Annotated in this window: 23 protein-coding genes; 18 read left to right on the top strand and 5 right to left on the bottom strand. The window is 72.7% G+C overall.

Going from position 1 to position 21,166, the window contains the following annotated elements; all coding sequences use genetic code 11:
- Positions 1-43 precede the first annotated feature (43 nt).
- Positions 44-823 carry a hypothetical protein gene (locus ACWCXH_RS10900; protein WP_449801062.1) on the top strand — a complete coding sequence of 260 codons (780 nt, stop codon included), beginning with the start codon at positions 44-46 and terminating at the stop codon, positions 821-823.
- Between the two features lie 96 nt (positions 824-919).
- Positions 920-2,143: a cytochrome P450 gene (locus tag ACWCXH_RS10905; protein WP_449801063.1), complete on the top strand. Its 1,224-nt coding sequence runs from the start codon at positions 920-922 to the stop codon at positions 2,141-2,143.
- 12 nt (positions 2,144-2,155) lie between these two features.
- On the opposite strand, the gene ACWCXH_RS10910 is transcribed toward ACWCXH_RS10905, so the two are convergent.
- Entirely contained in the window at positions 2,156-3,454 is a 1,299-nt protein-coding gene (locus ACWCXH_RS10910; RefSeq protein WP_449801064.1) for a right-handed parallel beta-helix repeat-containing protein, read from the bottom strand.
- Positions 3,455-3,719: 265 nt separating this feature from the next.
- Between ACWCXH_RS10910 and ACWCXH_RS10915 the strand changes: the two genes are divergently transcribed.
- The 3 genes from ACWCXH_RS10915 to pip all read left to right on the top strand — a co-directional run bounded on the left by ACWCXH_RS10915 (position 3,720) and on the right by pip (position 6,574).
- Positions 3,720-4,712: a Dyp-type peroxidase gene (locus ACWCXH_RS10915; protein WP_449801065.1), complete on the top strand. Its 993-nt coding sequence runs from the start codon at positions 3,720-3,722 to the stop codon at positions 4,710-4,712.
- A gap of 187 nt (positions 4,713-4,899) precedes the next feature.
- Complete coding sequence (locus tag ACWCXH_RS10920; protein ID WP_449801066.1) at positions 4,900-5,550, top strand: TetR/AcrR family transcriptional regulator; 651 nt, start codon at positions 4,900-4,902, stop codon at positions 5,548-5,550.
- Between the two features lie 64 nt (positions 5,551-5,614).
- Positions 5,615-6,574 carry a prolyl aminopeptidase gene (gene pip / locus ACWCXH_RS10925; RefSeq protein ID WP_449801067.1) on the top strand — a complete coding sequence of 320 codons (960 nt, stop codon included), beginning with the start codon at positions 5,615-5,617 and terminating at the stop codon, positions 6,572-6,574.
- Positions 6,575-6,701: 127 nt separating this feature from the next.
- Here the strand turns inward: pip and ACWCXH_RS10930 are convergent, their stop codons facing one another.
- Positions 6,702-7,613 (bottom strand): phytoene/squalene synthase family protein, encoded by a 912-nt coding sequence (locus ACWCXH_RS10930; RefSeq protein WP_449801068.1) that lies wholly within the window; start codon positions 7,611-7,613, stop codon positions 6,702-6,704.
- 278 nt (positions 7,614-7,891) lie between these two features.
- A complete protein-coding gene (locus ACWCXH_RS10935) occupies positions 7,892-9,820 on the bottom strand; it encodes a putative Ig domain-containing protein (protein WP_449801069.1) in 1,929 nt (642 codons plus the stop codon).
- A 1,118-nt stretch (positions 9,821-10,938) separates the two neighbouring features.
- Between ACWCXH_RS10935 and ACWCXH_RS10940 the strand changes: the two genes are divergently transcribed.
- Positions 10,939-11,256 carry a low affinity iron permease family protein gene (locus ACWCXH_RS10940; RefSeq protein WP_449801070.1) on the top strand — a complete coding sequence of 106 codons (318 nt, stop codon included), beginning with the start codon at positions 10,939-10,941 and terminating at the stop codon, positions 11,254-11,256.
- Positions 11,257-11,451: 195 nt separating this feature from the next.
- Here the strand turns inward: ACWCXH_RS10940 and ACWCXH_RS10945 are convergent, their stop codons facing one another.
- The gene (locus ACWCXH_RS10945; protein WP_449801071.1) at positions 11,452-12,666 is read right to left on the bottom strand and encodes a YihY/virulence factor BrkB family protein; all 1,215 of its coding nucleotides are present in this window, start codon (positions 12,664-12,666) and stop codon (positions 11,452-11,454) included.
- A 167-nt stretch (positions 12,667-12,833) separates the two neighbouring features.
- Here ACWCXH_RS10945 and ACWCXH_RS10950 point away from each other — a divergent pair, with 167 nt between their 5' ends.
- The 12 genes from ACWCXH_RS10950 to ACWCXH_RS11005 all read left to right on the top strand — a co-directional run bounded on the left by ACWCXH_RS10950 (position 12,834) and on the right by ACWCXH_RS11005 (position 19,645).
- The gene (locus ACWCXH_RS10950; RefSeq protein ID WP_449801072.1) at positions 12,834-13,346 is read left to right on the top strand and encodes a hemerythrin domain-containing protein; all 513 of its coding nucleotides are present in this window, start codon (positions 12,834-12,836) and stop codon (positions 13,344-13,346) included.
- A 543-nt stretch (positions 13,347-13,889) separates the two neighbouring features.
- Positions 13,890-14,513 (top strand): hypothetical protein, encoded by a 624-nt coding sequence (locus tag ACWCXH_RS10955; protein WP_449801073.1) that lies wholly within the window; start codon positions 13,890-13,892, stop codon positions 14,511-14,513.
- A 5-nt stretch (positions 14,514-14,518) separates the two neighbouring features.
- The gene (locus tag ACWCXH_RS10960) at positions 14,519-15,643 is read left to right on the top strand and encodes an SRPBCC family protein (protein ID WP_449801074.1); all 1,125 of its coding nucleotides are present in this window, start codon (positions 14,519-14,521) and stop codon (positions 15,641-15,643) included.
- A gap of 4 nt (positions 15,644-15,647) precedes the next feature.
- Positions 15,648-16,088, top strand: coding sequence for a gas vesicle protein GvpJ (gene gvpJ / locus ACWCXH_RS10965; RefSeq protein ID WP_449801075.1), 441 nt, complete (start codon positions 15,648-15,650; stop codon positions 16,086-16,088).
- The gene (locus ACWCXH_RS10970; protein ID WP_449801076.1) at positions 16,085-16,897 is read left to right on the top strand and encodes a GvpL/GvpF family gas vesicle protein; all 813 of its coding nucleotides are present in this window, start codon (positions 16,085-16,087) and stop codon (positions 16,895-16,897) included. Before gvpJ (ACWCXH_RS10965) ends, ACWCXH_RS10970 begins: the two co-directional genes overlap by 4 nt.
- The gene (locus ACWCXH_RS10975) at positions 16,888-17,139 is read left to right on the top strand and encodes a gas vesicle protein GvpG (protein WP_449801077.1); all 252 of its coding nucleotides are present in this window, start codon (positions 16,888-16,890) and stop codon (positions 17,137-17,139) included. Before ACWCXH_RS10970 ends, ACWCXH_RS10975 begins: the two co-directional genes overlap by 10 nt.
- Positions 17,140-17,142: 3 nt before the next feature.
- Positions 17,143-17,580, top strand: a complete 438-nt coding sequence (gene gvpO, locus ACWCXH_RS10980) for a gas vesicle protein GvpO (protein WP_449801078.1) — start codon at positions 17,143-17,145, stop codon at positions 17,578-17,580.
- A complete protein-coding gene (gene gvpJ / locus ACWCXH_RS10985; RefSeq protein ID WP_449801079.1) occupies positions 17,577-17,990 on the top strand; it encodes a gas vesicle protein GvpJ in 414 nt (137 codons plus the stop codon). The genes gvpO and gvpJ (ACWCXH_RS10985) overlap by 4 nt, the downstream gene beginning before the upstream one ends.
- Positions 17,987-18,793, top strand: a complete 807-nt coding sequence (locus ACWCXH_RS10990) for a GvpL/GvpF family gas vesicle protein (protein ID WP_449801080.1) — start codon at positions 17,987-17,989, stop codon at positions 18,791-18,793. Before gvpJ (ACWCXH_RS10985) ends, ACWCXH_RS10990 begins: the two co-directional genes overlap by 4 nt.
- Positions 18,790-19,041: a gas vesicle protein gene (locus tag ACWCXH_RS10995; protein ID WP_449801081.1), complete on the top strand. Its 252-nt coding sequence runs from the start codon at positions 18,790-18,792 to the stop codon at positions 19,039-19,041. The genes ACWCXH_RS10990 and ACWCXH_RS10995 overlap by 4 nt, the downstream gene beginning before the upstream one ends.
- Positions 19,038-19,382: a gas vesicle protein K gene (locus ACWCXH_RS11000; RefSeq protein ID WP_449801082.1), complete on the top strand. Its 345-nt coding sequence runs from the start codon at positions 19,038-19,040 to the stop codon at positions 19,380-19,382. Before ACWCXH_RS10995 ends, ACWCXH_RS11000 begins: the two co-directional genes overlap by 4 nt.
- Positions 19,383-19,471: 89 nt before the next feature.
- Complete coding sequence (locus ACWCXH_RS11005) at positions 19,472-19,645, top strand: CsbD family protein (protein WP_449801083.1); 174 nt, start codon at positions 19,472-19,474, stop codon at positions 19,643-19,645.
- Between the two features lie 842 nt (positions 19,646-20,487).
- Here the strand turns inward: ACWCXH_RS11005 and ACWCXH_RS11010 are convergent.
- Entirely contained in the window at positions 20,488-21,141 is a 654-nt protein-coding gene (locus ACWCXH_RS11010; protein WP_449801084.1) for a hypothetical protein, read from the bottom strand.
- Positions 21,142-21,166 lie beyond the last annotated feature (25 nt).

Raw genomic sequence — 21,166 nt, forward strand, 5'->3', positions numbered from 1 at the left:
CCCGCCCGATGGTCGTGACCCATCGAGGAGAGAAGGCAGTTGCATGGCCCGGAAGCCCGACGGCCGCAAGCCGCGCCGTACGTCATGGCTCAGGACGCTCGCCGCGGTCGTCGTGTGCGGCCTGGCGGCCGGCGGCTTCGCCGTCTACCGGACCGTCTCCGACGGGACCGCGGAGCGGCCGGTCACAACCGACGAGGCATCAAGGCTGGCCCTCTCGCGGCTGAACCTCTACCAGGCCAGCCCCGTGACGGTGTCCCTCACCGCGGCCGAGGGCGGGGGAGTGGAGATCCACGTCGAGGGCGTCGTCGACTACCGGACCCGCCGGGGCGTGGGCCGCTACCGGACCGGCGGTCCGGGCGGGCAACCCGACCACGGCCTGATCGTCTGGGACGCCGGCGGTCTCGGCCTCGCCCCCGAACCGGCGGGCGACACCGGCCGGTTCTGGGAACAGGCCGAACACGTCCCCCGTTCCGGCTGGTCGCCGCGCTCGTACACCGCGGACCCGCTGGACTCCGGCCTCCAGCTGATGGTCCAGCTCGGCGCGGACCGGCCCGACAACCCGCTCCTGCTCGCCCAGTCCGGCGCACGCTGGCTCGGCCGGGACCGAATCGACGGCCGGAGCCACGACCGCTTCGCCGGTCCGCGCGCCCAGGGCGCCGCACCCGACGGCGGCCGGTCGCCGCTCACCTACTGGGTCGACGGCGACGGCACGCTGCGCCGGGTCGCGATGGAGATGGCCGGCCTGGGCACGCCGACCACCGTGGAGTTCGCCGGCCGCGACGGCGAGGCGAAGCTCCCCGAAGCCCCGTGGCTCACCGGCTGACGTCCGATCCGCGCAGGCCCGTGTCAGAGCCGTGTCAGCGGGATGTCAGGCGCGCCGGGGATGGTGGCTGCACCGCCCGCCCCGAGAGGACATCCGATGAGCGACCAGGTTCCCGTCCCGCACGGCCTGCCCACCGACCGCGACGCCGGCCCCTTCGCCCCGCCCGGCGCCATCACCCGCCTGCGTGATGCCCGTCCGGTCAGCCCGATGCTCTTCCCCGACGGCCACGAGGGCTGGATCGTCACCGGCTACGACGAGGTCCGCGGCCTCATGGCCGACAACCGGTTCAGCTCCCGCCAGGACCTCGGCATCCTCCACGTGCCGCACGAGGTCCCCGGCATGCCCGCCATCACCGAACCGTCCCCGCAGGTGCCGGGGATGTTCATCGCCATGGACCCGCCGGACCACACCCGGCTGCGGCGCAAGCTCACCGGCGCCTTCACCGTCAAGCGCACGAAGATGCTGGAGGAGCACATCACCGGGATCGTCGAGCGGCAGCTGGACGAACTGGCCCGCCTGACCCCGCCGGTCGACCTGGTCAAGGAGTTCGCGCTGCCGGTGCCGTCACTCGTCATCTGCGAACTGCTCGGCGTCCCCTACGCGGACCGGGAGAGCTTCCAGGTCAACACCGCCCGGTTCATGGACCGGGACCTGCCGTTCGACGAGAAGATGGCCGCGTACGGCGCCATGAGCACGTACCTCGCCGAACTGGTCACCGCCAAGCGCGCCGACCCCGGCGAGGACGTCCTCTCCGACCTGGCCCGCGACGAGGACCTCGGCATCGACGAACTGACCGGCATCGCCTTCCTGCTGCTGCTCGCGGGCCACGAGACCACCGCCAACATGCTGGGCCTCGGCACCTTCGCGCTCCTGGAGCACCCCGAGCAGCTCGCCGAACTGCGCGAGAACCCCGACCTGCTGCCCGGTGCCGTCGAGGAACTCATGCGGTACCTGTCCGTCGTCGACATCCTCTACCGCTACGCCACCGAGGATCTCGAACTCGGCGGCGAGACGATCCCCGAAGGCTCGACCGTCCTCGTCTCCCTGCTCGCCGCCAACCGAGACCCCCGGCGCTTCGACGACCCCGACACCCTGGACATCCACCGCGAGGCCCGCGGCCAGCTGTCCTTCGGCCACGGCGTCCACGCGTGCCTCGGCCAGATGCTGGCCCGCATCGAGATGCGCGCCGGGTTCGCCGGACTGCTGCGCCGCTTCCCGACCCTCGAACTCGCCGTCCCCGCCGAGGAAGTGAAGCTCCGGACCAACATGCAGATCTACGGCGTCCACGGGCTGCCCGTCACCTGGACGGCAACAGCGTGACGGCCGGCGGACTCAACTCGGCGGCTGAGGAAGGGCGGTGACGTCGGCCGGCAGCCGGTACGCGTCCGCGTCGACCGCCCCCGGCAGGCCGGTGGCCGGACGGCCGGGCGCGGACGGATCCGGCAGCGACGGCTGCGCGGGCGGCGCCGCCACCTGGCTGAACGGGACGCCGGGCGGTGCCTGGACCGGGGCCGCCCGCCCGCCGGGCAGCGGGCCGCGGCCCGGGGCGCCGCACCCCGCCAGGCCCTCCAGCCCGTCCGGACTCTGGACGGCCGGCTGGTTGCCGGTGAAGCAGTTGCCCGGGTCGGCCGAGGCCAGGACGAGGTCGGCGCCGTTGCCGTCCGTGCGGTTGCCCTCGACGCGGTTGCCGCTCGCCGGGTGCCCGGGCGGGTCGGTGACGATCACACCGGCGGCGCGGTTGCCCCGGACGAGGTTGCGCAGCACCTGGTTGGCCGTCCCGCCGCCGATCCCGATGCCGATGCCGAAGCCACCGTCCGCCTGCTCGGGGGTGTCGGCGGCGTTGTTGTCGGCGACGACGTTCCCGGCGATCACCGCGCCGTGCTGCGGGGCGAGCGCCTCCAGGTCGTTGGAGTTCACCGTGACGCCGACCCGGTTGCCCACCACGCGGTTGCCCAGCACCGAGAGCCCGTCCGAGGCGTTGGTCAGCTCGATGCCGACGGCGTTGCGCTCGACGGTGTTCCCGCGCACCACGGTGTCGCACGGCTTGCACTGCCCGACGTAGATGCCCGAGTCGGCCTGCCCGGAGGCGTACGAGTCCTCGATCACACCGCCGTGCGCGTCGAACGCGTAGATGCCGTACAGCCCGTTGTCGTAGGCCGTCACCCGGCTCGCGCGGAAGCCCTGGACGGCCGGGAAGCGGGTGGTGTCCAGCGGGTTGTACGCGGACCCGCCGGCGCCGCGCTGCTGCAACTTCTCGTCGGTGACCCCGGTGAAGAGCACGCCGTTGGCGAGGTAGCCGTGGACGGTGAGGTTCTCGACCACCGAGCCGGGCCCGGTGACGGTCACGCCGTTGACCAGCTTCAGGCCGCCGTCGAGGACGACACCGCCCCGGTCGGTGCCCCGCAGGACGAGGCGCGCCTTGGTGACGCGGACGCTCTCGCGGTAGACGCCGGGGGAGACCAGCACCGTCTCGCCCTCGCGGGCGACGTCCACGGCCTTCTGGATGGTGGGGAAGTCCTCCGGCACCCGCAGGACGCTCCCGGCCGGGTGCTCGGCATCGTCGGAACCGGAACCCGCGGAGGAACACCCGGTGGCCGCCAGCGCGGTGGCGGTGACCAGGGCAGCCAACAAGCGTCCAGAAGAGAGGAGTTGCATAGTCAGTGTTCTATCGTCTCCAATAGCGCGCATGCCTACCGAACGGGAAAATGCGCAGCAACCGGGCCGAGACGCCGCCCCCGGGTTCGGCCGGCGAAGGGCACTGCTCGCCGCCGGGGCGGTGCTGGCCGCCGGGGCGGGCGCGGCGGCCGGCCAGCTCGCGAGGGACGATGGCGAGTCCAGGCGCGCAGCGCCTCCTCCCGTAGCCGCGATTCCCTTCCACGCTCCACGGCAAGCCGGTTTGACGTCCCCTCAGCAGGCCGCCACGCGGCTGCTCGCCTTCGACCTCCCGCAGAATTCCCCCGCCGCCGACCGGGAGGCCTTGCGCACCCTCCTCGCCGCGCTGACCCGCACGCTCTCCGCGGCCGCCTCCGACACGCCGCCCGACCCGCGTCTGGAGCGCGGCGCCGCGAGCCGGCTCACGTCACTGGTGGGCGTCGGCCCCGCGCCCGCGTCCCGGCTGGGCCTCAACGTGCCTGCCGCGCTGGGGGAGTTGCCGCCCTTCCCGGGAGACCGCCTGGATCCGGCGCGCGGCGGCGGCGACCTGCTCCTGCAACTGTGCGCCGACGACCACTGGACACTGGCCGTCGTCGCCGAACTCGTCGGCACGGCCGCGCACGCCGCCGGCGCCGTGCCCCGCTGGTCGCAGTCCGGCTTCCTGCCGAGGACTCCCCCCGGCACCACGCCGCGCAACCTCTTCGGCTTCAAGGACGGCACGGCCAACCCCGACGACGCGGCCGCCCGCCAGTGGGTCTGGGGCCCGCCCGGGCCGCACGAGAACGGCACCGTCCTGGTCTACCGCCGCATCCGCATGGACACCGCCGCCTTCGCCGCGCTCCCCGGTGACCGCCGGGACCAGGCGATGGGCCGCCGCGCGACCGACGGCGCCCCGCTCACCGGCACCGCCGAGCACGACGACCCGGACATCTACGCCAAGAACCCCGACGGCTCCTACGTCATCCCCGCCACCGCCCACGTCCGCCTCACCAGCCCCCGCCTCGACGGCGGCGCCCGCATGCTCCGGCGCGGCTACAGCTACGACGACGGCCCGGCCGACCGCGGCCTCCTCTTCTGTGCCTTCATGCGCGACCCCGCCCAGTTCGCCCGCGTCCAGACCCGCCTGGCCGCCCACGACGCCCTGAACCCGTTCCTGGACCACACCGCCTCCGCCGTCGCCTACGTCCTCCCCGGCGCCCCGGAGGGCTCGGTACTCGGCGAACAGCTCTGGGCGTGACGCCACGCGTCGGGCTCCGGCCGTTCCGCCCGATCACACCCCCTTCGTCGATCGGATGGGCGAGCGCCACGCGAGGAACACTCGTGTTCGTTATATGCTCTAACTCGCCGCCGGATGGGGGCAAGGGGGAGTCGGTGATAGGTTCTAGCAACATCTTGATCGTGTAGCCACAACTGACGGGGCGGCCATGGCGAAGACCGGTGCGGACACTCCGCGGGAGCGGTACCGGGCCCAGGTGCGGGCCGAGGTCAAGCAGCACGCCTGGGAGCAGATCGCCACGGCGGGGGCGTCCGCGCTCTCGCTCAACGCGATCGCCAAGCGGATGGGTGTGAGCGGGCCCGCGCTCTACCGCTACTTCGGCAGTCGGGACGACCTCATCACCGAACTCGTCCGGGACGCCTACCGCGGCCTCGCCGACGCCCTCCGCGCAGCCTGCGCCGGCGGGGCCGATCTGCCCCGTCTGGCACACGTGCTGCGCGAATGGGCGCTCGAGGACCCCCACCGGTACCTCCTCATCTACGGCACCCCCGTCCCCGGTTATCGCGCACCCGAGGACACCACCGTCATCTCGCAGGAGATCATGGCGATCCTCCTCGGCGCCTGGACGGCCTTCGCCCCGGACGGCCCCGCGACGGCGTTCGACGCCCACCTGGCGGACCACCGGGACTGGGCCGGGGCCCACCCCGCCCCGCCGCTGGTGCTGCACCGGGCGCTGTCCTTCTGGACCCGCCTGCACGGCGTCCTGTCCCTGGAGCTCGCCGGGCACTTCGGCGGGATGGGGTTCGATCCCGCACTGCTCTTCGCCGCCGAGCTGGACGACCTGCTGGACCGAAACTGATGCGTGGTCAAGAGTTCTGGAAATAAGCTGAGTTCAACCACGATCGCGCTTAGGATCGATGGTCATGGTTGATCTCTATCCTCCGACCGAACCCTACGACACCGGATTCCTCGACACCGGAGACGGCAACCGCATCTACTACGAGCAGCTCGGCAACCCCAAGGGCAAGCCCGCCCTCATCGTCCACGGCGGCCCCGGATCGGGCGCGATGCGCAGGCCCGCGAGGTCCTGGGACCCGGAGTGCTACCGCGTCATCCGCTTCGACCAGCGCAACTGCGGCCGCAGCACCCCGCACGCCAGCGACCCGGCCGCCGACATGAGCCGCAACACCACGCAGCACCTGATCGACGACATGGAACGGCTGCGCGAACACCTCGGCATCGAGCGCTGGTTGCTCAACGGCGCCTCCTGGGGCTCGACCCTCGCCCTGGCCTACGCGCAGCAACACCCCGTGCGCGTCACCGAGATCGTCATCGCGGCCGTCACGACGACGAGCCCCGCCGAGACCGAGTGGCTCTACCGGGGCGCCGGGCGCTTCCACCCCGAGGCGTGGGACCGGTTCCGCGACGGCGTCCCGGAGGACGAGCGCGACGGCGACCTGCTCGCCGCCTACGCGCGGCTGATGGAGAACCCCGACCGAGCCGTCCGGGAGAAGGCCGCCGCCGACTGGCTCGCCTGGGAGGACGCCGTCATCTCGGGCGAGCCCAACAACACCCCCGGCATGTACAGCGACCGCGGGATCGACGACCAGATCGCCTTCGTCCGCATCTGCGCCCACTACTTCAGCAACGGTGCGTGGCTGGAGGAGGACCAACTGCTGCGCGGCGCCCACAAACTGGCCGGCATCCCGGCCGTGCTGGCCCACGGCCGGTACGACATGGGCGGCCCGCCGAAGACGGCGTGGGAGCTGGCGAAGGCGTGGCCGGACGCCCGCCTCCACATCATCGAGGACGCCGGGCACGCCGGCAGCGAGGAACTGCACCAGGTGATCCGGACGGCCATCGAGGACTTCAAGCACCGCTGACCGTCAGGGTCCCCGTGAGGGGCGGGGCGCTGCCGGACGTTCCGGCCTGCTGACCGGGACGGCAACTCTCCGGCTCCTGCCCGCTCGGGCAGGGGCCGGAGGTCCGCCGGCGGGAGGAGGGGCGCGGTCAGCGGGCCACGCGGCGGGCCTGGAGGTACTCGCGGGCCAGGAGGCGCAGGGCGCCGAGCTTGGGCGGGCCGGCGGGGCGGTGGAGGAGGGCGGGAACGTCGGCGCGGGCGGTGGCGCTGGTGAGCGACTCCAGGCCGACCATGCACCGGATCATGGGGCGGTGGGCGGGCGGGACCAGGTCGATCACGGTGCGGGCGGCGGCGAGGGTGCGGTCGACCTGGTCGAGCTCGTCGGTGATCAGGGCGCGGACGCCCGGTGTGGCGCGGGCCTGCTCCAGGTCGTCGCGGGTGACGCCGTGCCGGTCGAGGGTCTCGGCGGGGATGGTCAGGCGGCCGTCGGCGAGGTCCTCGGCGAGGTCGCTGACGAAGTCGAGGCGCTGGCTGGCGTCGATGAAGACGCGGCAGGCGGCCTCGTAGGCGCTCTGGTCACCGTCGGGGCCGAGCAGGGCGGCGACGACCATGAAGGCGGGCAGCGCGTAGTCGTCGAGGTAGTCCTGGTAGTCGGATCCGGTCGCGAACCCGGTGAAGTCGAGGTCCGCGAGGGCGCCGGCGAGGTGGCCGGGTACGCGGTCGCGCAGGACGGGGTGCGCGGCGACGGAGTTCAGCAGCGGGCGCAGCTCGGGGTTGTCGGTCCGGCCGGTGGCGAGGCCGTCGACGACCTCCCGCTCCCACTGCGCGTACGCGGCCTTCCGCCCGTCGACCGGGCCGCTGTCGAGCAGCGTGTCGGTGCGGTGCATGAACGCGGTGGCGGCGATCACGTGCGGCACCAGCCGGGGCGGCAGCAGCAGCCCGGCGGCCATGGCGGCCTCGCGGCGGTACCGGGTGACCTGCTCGCGCTGGCGGCCGTAGTCGCCGCGCAGTCCGGGGTCGTGGATCCCCGCCGCGTCCAGCGCGCGCTCCCAGCTGCCCACGTGCTTCCTTTCGGTTCTTCGTTCGGTGCCCGTCGAGCCTAGACGGTGGTTGGGGAGCGTGCCGCGTCGGGGCGGGCGTCGGTGGGCGATCGGTAAGAAAGGCCCTTCCAGGGTTTGGATGCGAGCCGCGCCGGGGCGCGGGCTTTCATGGCGAACGCCGCCCGTTTTCATCGCCGACGGGGCGATGAGAACGGACGGCGAATTTCCGGTCGGACTCGCTCCATGCTCGATCTACGTGCCGTCGAAGGGAATTCGCGGCACTGCGGTGCGGCGGTTCGTCAGTTGACGTTGAGCGCGGTGTCGTCGATGACGAAGCTGGTCTGGAGGGAGGCGTCCTCGGTGCCGGTGAACTTGATGGTCACCGTCTGGCCGGCGAAGGCCGACAGGTCGAAGGTCTTCTGGACGTAGCCGGTGTTGGCGTTGAGGTTGGAGTAGGTGGCGAGGGTGGTGGAGTTGGCCTGGACGGTCAGCTTGTCGTAGGCCGTGGTGGTCGTGGTCTCGGCGGTGTCGATGTGCAGCCAGAAGGAGAGGCCGGCCTTGCAGCCGGCAGGGACGGAGACGGTCTGGCCGAGGGTGTCGGTGTGGGTGGTGCCGTAGCCGTCCAGCCAGGCCTTCCAGGAGCCGGAGTGGGCGGGCTCGCTGGACGAGTTGTCGATCACGCCCGACGTCGCCGTCCAGGGCGCGGCGGTGCCGGTCTCGAAGCCGGGGTTGCCGAGCAGCTGACGGGCGGTGCAGCCGCCGCCCGAGGTCGTGACGGCCCAGCTGAAGGACGCGCTGCCAAAGGCGCCGGTGCCGTCCTTGGCGGTCACGGTGACGGAGGAGTTGCCCGCGGCGGTCGGGGTGCCGGAGATCAGGCCGGTCGAGGAGTTGATCGACAGGCCGGCCGGCAGGCCGGTGGCGGAGTAGGTGAGGGTCTGGCCGGAGGCCGAGTCGCTGGCGTGGATCTGCAGGCTCGCCGCCGTCCCGACGGTGCCGCTCTGGCTGCCCGGGTTGGTCACCGTCACCGTGTTCTGGCCGGTGCCGCCGCCGACGATCGGGTGCGACATGGCGCAGGCGTTGGTGTCGTTGGACCAGCTGGCCTGCTCGGCGAAGGTGCCGGTGCCCATGGTGACCATGGCCGCGCCGCCGGCGGTGCCGGGCTGGAGCCAGGCACACTCGTCCGAGTTCTCCTGGCCGTTGTAGCTGCTGCCGGACACGTGGTTGGTCCAGCCGCCGGCCGGGAACTGGTCGGACATCGTCTCGTGCCACTCGTGGCCGAGCGTCATCGTCCAGCCGTCCAGCCTGCCGCTGCCGGAGTTGACGAATCCGACCCCGCAGCCGGCGCCGGAGTCCATGTTGTAGGGCTGGTTGGAGAACGCCAGGTCGCCGTAGGGCGAGTTGACCGCGCCGCCGGTGAGGGTGGAGTCACCGGTGTAGTCGTGCCAGGCGCAGTACTGGTTCTGGTAGTTGTCCGGGTTGGTGCCGGTCGGCGAGAGGATCACGTAGTACGCGTCGCGGTTCGACGCGGCCGTGGTGTTGCCGAAGTGGGCGGCCGCGCTGACGGCCTCCTGGCCGAGCTGGTTGCCGGTCGCGGCGCTCGGTGAGGCCCCCGCGTTGTCGTACCAGACGCCGGACAGGACGCCGCCGCTCTGGTACGGGACGAAGCTGGCGTTGGACGGGCAGCTGACGGCGCCGGACGCGACGTTGGGGCCGTCGCACCACTGGGTGAGGTCGGCGGACCACAGCTCGCCGCCGGTGCCGATGTCCTTGAACATCTCCTGCGCGACGGGGGCGGCGCCGTCCGGGTCGCCGGAGAAGGTGGCGTCGCCGCTGCCGTTGGTGCCCTGGCTGCCCCACTGGCTGCCGTAGAACACCAGGTAGACCTTGGCGTGGCCGTCGAGGACGCCGACGCCGTTGGTGCCGCCGCCGTACGACAGCGTCTGCGGGCCGGTCGCCGCGGTGCCGGCGTGGGTGTCCGCCCAGGCCTTCATCTTGGCGTTCTGCTCGATGGTCGGGACGGCACCGTGCCGGTACGGGTGCTGGTACGCGGGGCTGTACGGGTTCGCCGCCGACTGGCTCGGCCGGCTCGTCGCGTCGGGCTGCGCCTGCGCGGCCGTGGCGGCGAATCCGGCGGCCGCGAGGGCCAGCGCCGCGACGCCGGCCAGTGCCGACTTGCGGGCCTTGCGGGCGGATCTGCCCGCCTCGTGGGGCGTGCGGGAAATACCCATGGTGGGGGAAGCCTCTCTCATGCCGACCACCCGCCTGCCTGGTGGCAGCGGGGCTGTGCGGAGGTGAGGACGGAGGAGAACAGGCGGCGCCGGCACGTGATCCGACTGATCGTCAGCCACGGTTTTGCGAGGGGGATGGGGCAGCGCAGCCTGCCATGCCACAGCAAAGCAGGCTCCCGAAATTGGGGTCAACGGCCGTACGGGTAAAGTGATGTGAGCTAAAGTCAACGGGTACGGAAAATCCGCACGCGGGCGCGCCATTGCGATCTCGGATTCCCCGTGTGAACAGATGACGGGCCGCTTATTCAGTGATGGCGGGCTTTATCCAGTGAAGGGGCGGCAGGGGTGCGCCGGCGCCGACCGGACACTCGGATCCGGGGGCGAACGTACTCGGGTGCGTGCGCTGCGCCTGTGGCGCGCTCTCAGCCGCCGTAGCGCCGCTGTCTGGCGGCGAAGCTGCGGACGGCGCGGAGGAAGTCGACCTCGCAGCCACATGCCCGCGACGCCGGCGATCAGGTTGGGCCAGGACTTCCAGCCCGCGCCGCGGGCCTCGTCCTCCACCATGGAACCCCAGCGCTCGCGGAAGGCGTCCGGGTAGAGCCTCGCGCTGCGCCGCAGTGCGGGCGTTCTGCGGTTCGGGATGTCCGAGCGGGCGGCCCAGTGGGCCGTGACGACTCTGGCGGATGTGCGTGAGACCTGGATCTGCCAGGTGTGTTCGGCGTCGCCATGTTCGACTCCGGACCGCTCGGATCGGGTCCGGGATGGCCTCCGCCTCCCGCACGTCCGCGCGAGTAGCCCGGCCCGGGAGGGGCGAACGCGGGGCGTGGACGACCAGCAGGCGGCCCGCCCGGCCGCAGCCGGCGCGGTGTTCCAGGATCCCGGGCGGCCCGCAGCGGCCGCCGACACCGTGAAGACGGTAAGGGCCGGTACGCCGGTCGCCGGACAGAAGGCACCACGAGCCCGACGGGCCGGGCACGCCTGCCGCGCGTCGCCGGGATCCGGGAAGGAGTGGTGCTCGTGGGCGACCGTCCGGCGCCCGCCCTTCCGCCGGACACTTTGGAGGATCCATGTCCTTCCGGCATCCAGCGGAGCGCGCAGGCGTCGGCCACGGTCGCTTCGTGCGTGCGGCCGAGCGCGCCTCGAACTTCACCAGCTCGCCCGTGTTCTTCCTGCTGTGCCTGCTTCTGGTGGCCGCCTTCGTGGCCGGCCACGCCGCAGGCCTCTGCCTTGGCTGGCAGCTGCTGATCGGCGACCTGATGACCGCCGTGACGCTTCTGCTACTCGCCCTTCTGAAGAACGCCGAACGGCGCGCCGAACACGCCATCCAGCGCAAGCTCGACGCCATCGCCGCTGCCCTGCTGGAGCAGCGCAGCGGGCACACCGACAAGGCGGTCGAGTCCCTGGAGGAGGCGATCCGGCTGGAGGACGAGGCCTGAACCGTCGGCCGGGAAACCGCTGGTCGTCACTCGGTGTCGACCAGGCTCCGGCTGCCGCAGCGCATCACGGGTGTGGCCCCTGGTGCGGGTCCGGCTGCGCATCGGAGAGTGACCCGCGCTGCCGCGGCCGACAGTTCGTTTCTCGCGCTGTCTCCACGGTGGTTGACGACGGCGGTGGAGTTCCGGCGACTGAGGTCAGGACGCACCCGAGCCCGTGTCCCCGCCGTCATCAGGCTCGTTCTCGTCTTCCGCGGCGGTGTCACCGTCCGTGAAGGCGACGTCGACTTGCTGTTCGGGCCGGCGTTCCTCCTGGCGGGCGATCGCGTTCAGCACCTGTTCGTCGGCGTCGGTGAGTGGGGGCTGGAGCAGGCTGCGCGGCCACAGGCGGCGGGCGAGGACGACGTCGGTCTCGGCGGCGTACACGGTGATCTGCGCGGTCAGGTAGAGCCAGGACAGCAGGCCGATCACGGTGGCGAAGAAACCGTACACCTGGCCGGCGTGGCGCAGCTCGTGCACGACGAGCAGGGAGCCGAAGGCCTGGAGGACGGTGAAGAGGGGGCCTGCTATCGCGCAGCCCGGCCAGAGGGCTCGCGTGGGGATCTCGCGGGGCGTGAGCACGCGGAAGCAGGCCAGGCACAGGGCCGCGTTCAGGAGCGCCGAGACGAGCAGGCCGCCGATCCGGGCGGCCGGGCCGCCGAGGGAGGAGGCGACGACCGAGGCCGCCCCGGTGCCGAGCGCCAGGCCGGAGCCGAGCACCACCAGCAGCAGGAGGCTGCGGGCCAGGCGCGGCCAGTAACCGGGGCGGCGCACACCGGGGACGTTCCATATCTCGGCCATGGCGTGCTGGAGTACCTGGGCGATGCCGAGCGCGCCGTACAGCATGAACAGCATGCCGACGGCCAGGGCGAAGCCGCTGCCCTGGAGGGAGTGGACGTTCTGGCGGAGCTGGTTGCCGATGATCGGGAAGTCGGCGAGCGCGGAGTTGAGGACGGACTTCTGTGCGCCGGGGTTGCCGTGCAGGACGAATCCGAGGACGGTGCTGAGCAGGAGGAGCAGCGGGATCAGGGCGAGGAATCCGTAGTAGCTGACGAGCGCGGCGAGCAGCCCGCCACGGTCGTCGCCGTACTTCTTGATCACGCCGAAGACGACGGCGGTGGGCCGGTGGCGCTGCTGGTAGCCGTCCACCCAGTGCAGGGCGCGTTCGACCGGGTTCATGCCGTCCTCCTCCGCGTGGCCGGCGCGCGGACCCGCCACGGATCGGGTCTGCGCCCCGGGCGTCTGCCCGGTCGGCCCGTCCGTACACCACGGGCGCGGCCGCAGGCCGTGGCCGGCGCTCGGACGGGTCCACCACGGCTCCGCGCGCGGGGCGTCCACGGACGGGCCCGGCAGCCGGACGTCCGCCTCGCGCATCACTCCTCCCGCCGCGGTCACGTTGGCCGTCCCGGTGGTCGTTCCGGAGCCGGGACGTACCGGGCGGATGCCCGGCGGTGCTCGTCCCAAAAGCGGCGGTGTTTGGACCCGGGCCGTCCGGGGACACGCCCGGTACGTCCCAGAAGCCGGTGAAGAGGAGGCGAGCGATGTCGAACGACGCCATCGTGCTGCTGCGCGAGGACCACCGGAAAGTGCGGCGGCTGTTCCGCGAGTACCGCGGGCTCGCCGAGGGCGACGGGCAGGGGGGCGATGACGCGCGGCGCGAGAAGGTCGAGCGGATCGTCGAGGAGCTGACCGTCCACACGTACCTGGAGGACGAGCTCTTCTACCCGAGGCTCCGGCAGGAGGTGCCCGGGCTCGCCGAGGACATGGACCGCGCCAGGGAGGAGCACCACGTCGCCGACCTGCTCTGCGAGGAGCTGAGCCGGATGACCCCCGCCGACGCGGGCTACGACGCCAAGGCCGTGGTGCTGATCGACGCGGTCGAGCGGCACATCGACGAGGAGGAGAGCTCCTGGTTCCCGAAGGTCCGGGCCGCGCTCGGTCGAAAGGAGCTCCGGGAGATGGGCGAGCGGATGCAGTTCGTGCGCGAGACCGCGCCGCGCCACCCGACGGGCAGCGGCATGCTGCACCGCATCGCCGACGCACTGGAGGGCTGAACGGCCGGGCGCGCCCGCCGCACCCTGCTGGGTGAGCCTGCTGAGCCGCGACCTCGTCGCCGCGAAGGCCTTCTACGGCGAGCTGTTCGGCTGGGTACTCCGCCAAGTGCCCAGCTCCTGGTGCCCGTTCCTGCACGGTCTCCTCGACCGCACGGTCGTCGCAGGCCTCGCCGAGCTCTCCTTCGCCGTGGGGGGCCTCTCATCGTCATGGCAACACCTCGCGGCGACATGTGTCGGCGGTGACGCTGCTGCTCGCGCTCCTCAAGAACGCCCAGCGCCAGGCCGAGCACGCGATCCAGCGCAAGCTCGACGCCGTAGCGGCGCCCCTCCTGACGGAGAGGAGGGCAATCGGGTGAGGCCATGCACGACCTCAAGCACGCGATCCGCGTGGAGGACGAGACCTGACCCGGCGAGGTGGAACCGGCTGACATCGTGATGATGCTGCGTTGTTTCCCGTGGGGCGGGCGGGGTAGACGAGGGGGCTACCAAGGCAGGCCGTGTGTCTGCGAACGGAAAGTTTCCGCCTCTCCCCAGGGATGGACCATGAAGAACGCGAAGCTCGCCGCCGCGGTGGGCGTCGGCTACCTCCTCGGGCGGTTGCACAAAGCCCGATGGGCGCTGGCGCTCGCCGGCATGGCGGCCGGTAAGAAACTGGGTGCCGGCTCGGGAGCGGCCGTCGGGCAGCTCATCGAGTCCTCGCCGCAACTCCGGCGCGTGGTCGACGACGTGAGGGGTGAGCTGGCGAGTGCGGGGAAGAAGGCGGCCGTGGCCGCCGCGGCCCGGCGCGTCGGCGCACTGACCGACCAGTTGGAACAACGGACCGAGGCACTTCGGGACGCGAACGGGCACAACGAGGACGAAGAACCGTCTGATGAGGAAGAAGCGCGGGAGGAGAGCGGGGGCTCCGCGGAGTCCCGGCGCACCCGGTCCGGGGCGTCGCCCCGGAAGTCCTCGTCCACCGGCGGTTCGTCGCGTGCCCGGACGGCGACCGAGCGCTCCGGCACACGGACGTCGACCCGCAAGAGCGCGGCGAAGGCGCCGCCGAAGAAGGCCGCCCCGCGCACGGGCACGGCCCGGAAGACCGCGGCCTCCTCGGCCGCGAAGAAGACGAGTGCTCCGGCTCGCAAGACGGCCGGATCGCGGACGTCCGCACGGAAGTCGGGGTGAGGACGATGGCCAGGCAATCAGCCGGGCCCGAAATCGGCGGGATCGGCGACCTCCTGGAGGCGCTGCCCACCGACCGACTGATGGAACAGGCGCGCGAGTTCGTGTCCGTGCTGGGGGAGCGAGCCGTCGGCGTGGCCGGGGACCGGGTCGCCGACCTCGCGGACCGCCTGGTGGACTACGCCGAGAACGGAGGCGGTGGTGGCGGCGGTCTCCCGGTGGGGAAACTGCTGGGCGCCGGCGCGGCCGGGGTGAAGAGACTCGTGGCCAACGGCCTTTCGCTCTCGGGCGGGCGAGGCAAGCGGGGCGGCAACAAGGAGACCAAGATCACCAACATCATCGAGGAGATCGAGGTCGGGGTGCCGGTGCGGGTCGCCTACAACCAGTGGACGCAGTTCCAGGACTTCCCGAAGTTCACGAAGCGACTGGAGAGCGTCGAGCAGAAGTCCGACGAGAAGCTCGCGTGGAAGGCGGGGATCTTCCTCTCCCACCGCACCTGGGAGTCGACCATCGTCGAGCAGGTGCCGGACGAGACGATCGTGTGGCGCTCCAAGGGTGAGAAGGGCCACGTCGACGGCACGGTGACCTTCCACGAACTCGCCCCCAACCTCACGAAGATCCTGCTCGTCCTCGAGTACCACCCGCAGGGCCTGTTCGAGCGGACAGGCAACCTCTGGCGGGCCCAGGGGCGGCGGACGCGTCTTGAGCTCAAGCACTTCCGCCGGCACGTGATGACCCGGACGATCCTCGATCCCGACAGCGTCGAGGGCTGGCGCGGCGAGATCCGCGACGGCGAGGTCGTCCGCTCCCACGAGGACGCCCTGGAGGAGGAGCGGTCCGATGGAGGCCCGGAAGCGGACGAGTCCGAAGGCGCCGACGAGGGGGACCGCGAGCAGGGCGACGAGGATGCGGAGGCAGAGGAGGACTACGACGACGAGGACTACGCCGATGAGGGGGATGACAAGGACTACGCCGATGAGGAGGGCGACGAGTACGACAGCGATGAGTACGAGGACGAGCAGGAGGAGCCCGAGGACGAGGAGGAGCCCGAGGAGGAGCCCGAGGACGAGCCCGAGGACGAGGACGAACGGCCGCACGGCCGCCGCCGCGCCCTCGCCCGGAGCGGGAGGTGACGGCGTGACCGTCGCGCCACGCACCGGCCACTACCTGGACCGTCCCTCGCCGAGCGGCCTGGCCGACGTCCTCGACCTGATCCTTGACAAGGGCCTGGTCATCGACGTGTACGCCCGGGTCTCACTCGTCGGCATCGAGCTGATCACGATCGACGCACGGATCGTGGTCGCCAGCGTGGACACCTACCTGCGCTTCGCGGAGGCGGTCAACCGCCTCGACCTGAAGCAGGACGACACGGAGGGCCTGCCGGAGCTGATGAACGACGTGCGGCAGGGCGGCGCCCGCCGCAAGACCCGCGGCGCCCTGGAGGGCGTCAAGGAGACCGTCGGCGAAGTGATCGACCGCGTCCGTGACCGCGGCGAGGAGGACGAGCCGGAGGAACCGGAGGAGCGGCCCCGGCGCCGGTCCCGGTCGTCGGCCGAACGCAGGGAGCGTGAACGGTGAACCGCGACACACCGGCCGCCGGTGACACCGGACCGGTCTACTACGTCTACGGGATCGTTCCCGCCGACGCCTCCGCGCCCACGGCCGTCCGCGGGGTGGGCACGCCCCCGGCGGCCGTCGAGCTGCTCCGCAGGGGACGGGTGGCCGCGCTGGTCAGCGAGATCGATCCGGCCAAGCCCCTGGGAACGCCGGACGACCTCCGAGCGCACGCCCGGGTGCTGGACGCGGTCGTCTCCGCCAAGGTTCCCGTCCTGCCCTTCCGGTTCGGCTCGGCGGTCCACGGCCGCGGGGGCGTGGTGGACGAACTGCTCGGTCCGTCCGAGGAGGCTTTCGCCACCGCGCTGGAGAACCTCCGCGGCCTCGCCCAGTACACGCTGCGCGGGGCGTACGTCGAGGACCGCGTGCTGCGGGACATCCTCGACGCCCGGCCCGACATCGCCGCCCTCCGGGAGGGGATCGGGGCACTGCCGGAGGACGCCGCCCACTACCGGCGGGTCCAGTTGGGGGAACTGGTCGCCTGGGAGATCGCCGAACGCGGCCAGGCCGACGGACGGCACCTGCTCGACACCCTCGGCCCGCTCGCGGTGGCCGTCGCCAAGGGCCCGGACACGGATCTCGACCAGCCGATCGACGTGTCCTTCCTGGTCCACCACACCCGTTGGGCGCGCTTCGAGGCCGAGGCGGAGGACCTGGCGCGCAGCTGGGCCGGTCGGATAGGCGTACGCCTCCTCGGTCCGCTGGCCCCGTACGACTTCGCGCCGTCGGCCGTCGACGGCACCGCCGAGGGGGTGTCCGGCCCATGGGCCTGATCACCGGGGTTTTTACCCTGCCGCTCGCGCCCGTGCGCGGTGTGGTCTGGGTGGCCGAGCAGCTGTACGCCCAGGCGCGCCGCGAGCTGGGCGACCCGGCGGCCGTCCGTCGGCGGCTGGCCGAGCTGGAAGCGGCCCGCCGCAGCGGCGCTCTCAGCCCGGCGGAAGCCGACCGGGAGGAGGAAGAACTGGTCGGGCGGCTGTGGCGCGCCAAGGGGACGAGCGGTGGGCGGGAGGTGTGAGCCGTGCCCGAGCCCCGTCCTCGCCGACCCGCCGATCACGGCGACCGTGAGACGGCCCGGCGACCTCGCGCCACCACCCCCAGCGCCGACGGTGAGCACCGCGAAGCCTCGGCCGGGCGGAGCGCGCGGGCGTCCGCCCCGCCGGACCGAGCCGGAGCCGGAGAGCGCCCGCGGACGGACCTCCCCCGTCGGGCCGTCGCCCGCGCCGCGCGCCAGGTGCAGGAACTCACCGGCCGCGCGCCCGAAGGCATCGCCTCGCTGGAACGCGACCAGGAGGGGTGGCGGGTGGGCATCGAGGTCCTGGAAACCCGTCGGGTCCCCGACTCCACCGACATCCTCGCCGTTTACCAGGTCGTCCTGGACGAGCGGGGTGGCCTCGTCTCCTACCGCCGTGAACGCCGCTACCACCGCGGCCGCGTCGATCAGGGGGAGACACCATGAACGGCCGGGACTTCGGCCCGCCGCTGCCTGCCGGCTACCGCACGCCGGCCGCCCCGCAGCCGGCCAACCTCGCGGACCTCCTCGAACGGGTCCTCGACAAGGGCATCGTCATCGCGGGGGACATCCGCGTGAACCTGCTGGACATCGAGCTGCTGACGATCAGGATCAGACTCCTCATCGCCTCCGTCGACCGCGCCCGGGAGATGGGGATCGACTGGTGGGAGCACGACCCCAGCCTCTCCTCCGGCCGACGCAGCCTCGCGCTGGAGAACCAGCGCCTGCGCGAGCGAATCGGCGAACTGGAGGACGCGAAGAGCGAACCGGAGCGTCCCGCACCCGGCAGCCGCTCCGACGAGACGCCGCCTCCGTCCACCCGGCGTCACCCACCGCGCACCGGGAGGGAACCGTGACCGCCACCCACCACACCTGGCTCTACGCCATCGTCCCGGCCGACCGGCTCCCCTCTCCCGAGCAGCGGGGTGTCGCGGAGGAGCCCCTCCGCACGCTGGGCGGACCGGACCTCGCCGTCGTGGCCGGCTCGGTGCCACGGGACGACTTCGACCCGGAACCCCTGCACGCCCATCTGGAGGACCCGGTCTGGCTGGAGCGCGCCGTCCGCGCCCACCACAGGGTCGTCGAGTCCCTCGCCCGTGCGGGGGCGGCCCTGCCCTTGCGCTTCGCCACCCTCTACCACGACGACGCCCGGGCGGAGGCGCTCCTGCGCGAGCGCCACGACGAGTTCGCCGAGGCGCTCCGGCGGGTCGAAGGACGGACGGAATGGGGTGTCAAGGCGTACCTCGCCCGCCGGCCGCCCCCGCCTGGGACGGACACCGGCTCCGGGCCCGGCGACCCCACTGGACGTGACCGGCCCGGCACCGCCTACCTGCTGCGCCGCAGGGCCCAGCGGCAGGAGCGCGAGGACACGTCGCGACAGGCGCTGGACGACGCCCGGACGATCCACGCCCGGCTGGCCGGGGTGGCTGTGGCGGCGGCCCTTCACCCGCCGCAGTCCGCCGAGGCCAGCGGACGCGCCGAGGCCATGGTCCTCAACGGCTCCTACCTCCTCGACCACGCCGACCGGCAGCGGTTCGCGGATGCCGTCGCCGCTCTCGCAGCCCGCCACCCCGGTCTCCGGCTGGAGCTGACCGGACCTTGGCCGCCCTACTCGTTCGCCGGTCTCGACGGGCCGGCCGGGCCTCGGGAGGTGCCGTGAACACCCCGGACCGACCGTTCGCGGACCGCTCCGGCGTTCCCGCGCCGGTCGGTGCCGAGCGCGTCGCGCTCGTCGACCTCCTCGACCGCGTGCTGGCGGGCGGTGTGGTCATCGTGGGCGAGATCACCCTCGCCATCGCCGACGTGGACCTGGTCCGGATCAGTCTGCGGGCGTTGGTGGCCTCCGTGCGCTCCGCGACCCGGACCGTCGAAGGCAGCGTGACCGTGCGGCAGGAGCCGCTGCCGTGACCGCGCGCCCGCCCGCCGGTAACTGCGGTCCGGGTCCGCCGGAGGACACGTGCGGGGCCCGGGTCGGGCGACGCGTCGCCGTCGACCCGGAGACGGTGGGGAAGGACCTGGCCTGCCTGGTCCTCACCGTGGTCGAACTGCTCCGCGAGCTCATGGAGCGGCAGGCCCTGCGACGCATCGACGAAGGCGACCTCGACGAGGACCAGGTCGAGGCCCTGGGGCAAACGCTGATGGCCCTGGAGCAGCGGATGGACGAGCTGCGGGAGCACTTCGGCCTCTCGCCCGAGGACCTCGACATCGACCTCGGCCCGCTCGGTCCCCTGCTCGGTTCCGGCCCCTGAGCGGAATGCGGCCGATCGCGACGGAAGGGATTGAGTCCTGGGATCCAGGGCACACGCGGAAGGAGTTCCGAGCAGACGAGGAGGCAGCCGTGGGCGCCGGAAAGAAGATCGCACACACCGCCGAGACCGCGAAGGGCAAGGCCAAGGAGGCAGTCGGCAAGGTGGTCGGGAACGAGCGGCTCACCGTCAAGGGCAAGGCGGAGCAGGTCAAGGGAGACCTCTCCCAGGCGGGTCGGAAGACGAAGGACGCGATGAAGCACTGACCGCGCCCGGCCTGGCCTTGCCGGAGCAGCCCGCCACGGTCACGACCGTGGCGGGCTGCTCCCTGCGCGCCCCGGTGGCCCCGGGGAGCCGGAGTGCGAGCGCTGGCCTTCGCCCGCCGCGCAGTGTCCGTGCCCGCACATTGCCCCCGACACGGACGGCCTTGTGCGCCGTCGGGGCCTGCGGCGGGCCGGACGGATGCCCGTGGTCCTGGCCGCTCCGCTGCCCCAGAAGCGAAGGCTGCTGGAGATCACCGAGCCGGCGCACTCCGCGGCCGCGTCCTCGGGCGCTCGCGGGGATCGGTGCCGCGCGGGGCGGTGACTGCCCCAGGCGAAGGCGGGCGGCCCCGGCGCCGGGGGGAGGGGCAAGCTGGGCCGGGACCGCCACGCGCCTGCGTGTACCCCGCCGGGACGGGCCCACGCGCCCGCCGCCCGACGGGCGCGGACGAGCATCCGGGCGAGGCCGGTGTCGAGGTGCCGGGCTTCGCTGCCGGCCGGTACCAGGTCGGAAGCCGGGTTGGTTGGTCGCGCTGCTCCCCGTCGCCCCGCCGACCGGCTCTTGACCGGCCGGTTACCTGGCCTCCGCGACTGTGGCGGCGGTTCGCGGGTCGAGGGCGGGCGCCGTGATCGAACGTTCCTCGGCGGACCGCTCCCGCGTCGGTTCGTCCGGGTGTTCGAGTTTCGCCTCGCCGAGCTCGACGGCGATCCCGGTGCACTCCCCGCTTCCACGTGGGCGCGGCGTTGACCACGGCCAGGACCCTGGCGCGGCCCGGCCGGCGGCGGGCGGCCCGGGAGACCGACAGTGGTCGGTTCCCGGGCCGCCCGCAGGTGTTTGTCCGGGGGAGTCAGCCGGCCGGGGTGCTGTCCGCGTCCTCGACGAGGCTGTACATCACCGAACGCTGGTCCTTGCGGCGCTCGACGCGGCCCTTCGCGACGAGCGCGCCGAGGGCGTTGCGCACGACCTGCGGGGTGGGCTCGCGGTCCGGGTGTGCCACCAGGAACTCGTCGCGCAGTTCCTTGGCGGTGCGGGGCTCGCCGTGGCCGGCGAGCAGGTGCGTCAGGATGTCGCCCAGCAGCGGGCGTTGCGACGGGGCCTTCACGACGCGTCGGGCCTTGGCGGAGGCCTTCACCGTGGAGCCGGCCGTCGAGCCGGCCCGCGGTGACGGGGTGCGGGCCGCCCGCTTGCGGCGCGACACCTTCGCGGCGGGCACGTCGGTGGGTGCTTCGGCGGGCGTGTCGGCGGGCGCCGGCTCGTCCCGGGTCCGGGCCTGCTCCGGGACGGGCGGCGAGTCCTGGGCCTGCTCCGGGATGGGGGCGGGCTTCGTGTCGTCGCTGTAGCGCTCGGCCACCGACATGATGTCGACGAGGAGCGCTTCCTCCTGCTGGAGCTTCTTGAGTTCGTCGGCGAGCTCCTGCTGCCGGCGGCGGTTCCCCTCGAGATCCGACGCGGCCTGTACGGCGTACCGCGATCGGAGCGAGGCGGCTGTTTGGCTGGTCACGACCGGTCACTCCTGCCTGTGGACG

It is taken from the genome of Kitasatospora sp. NPDC001660 (genome assembly GCF_053596725.1).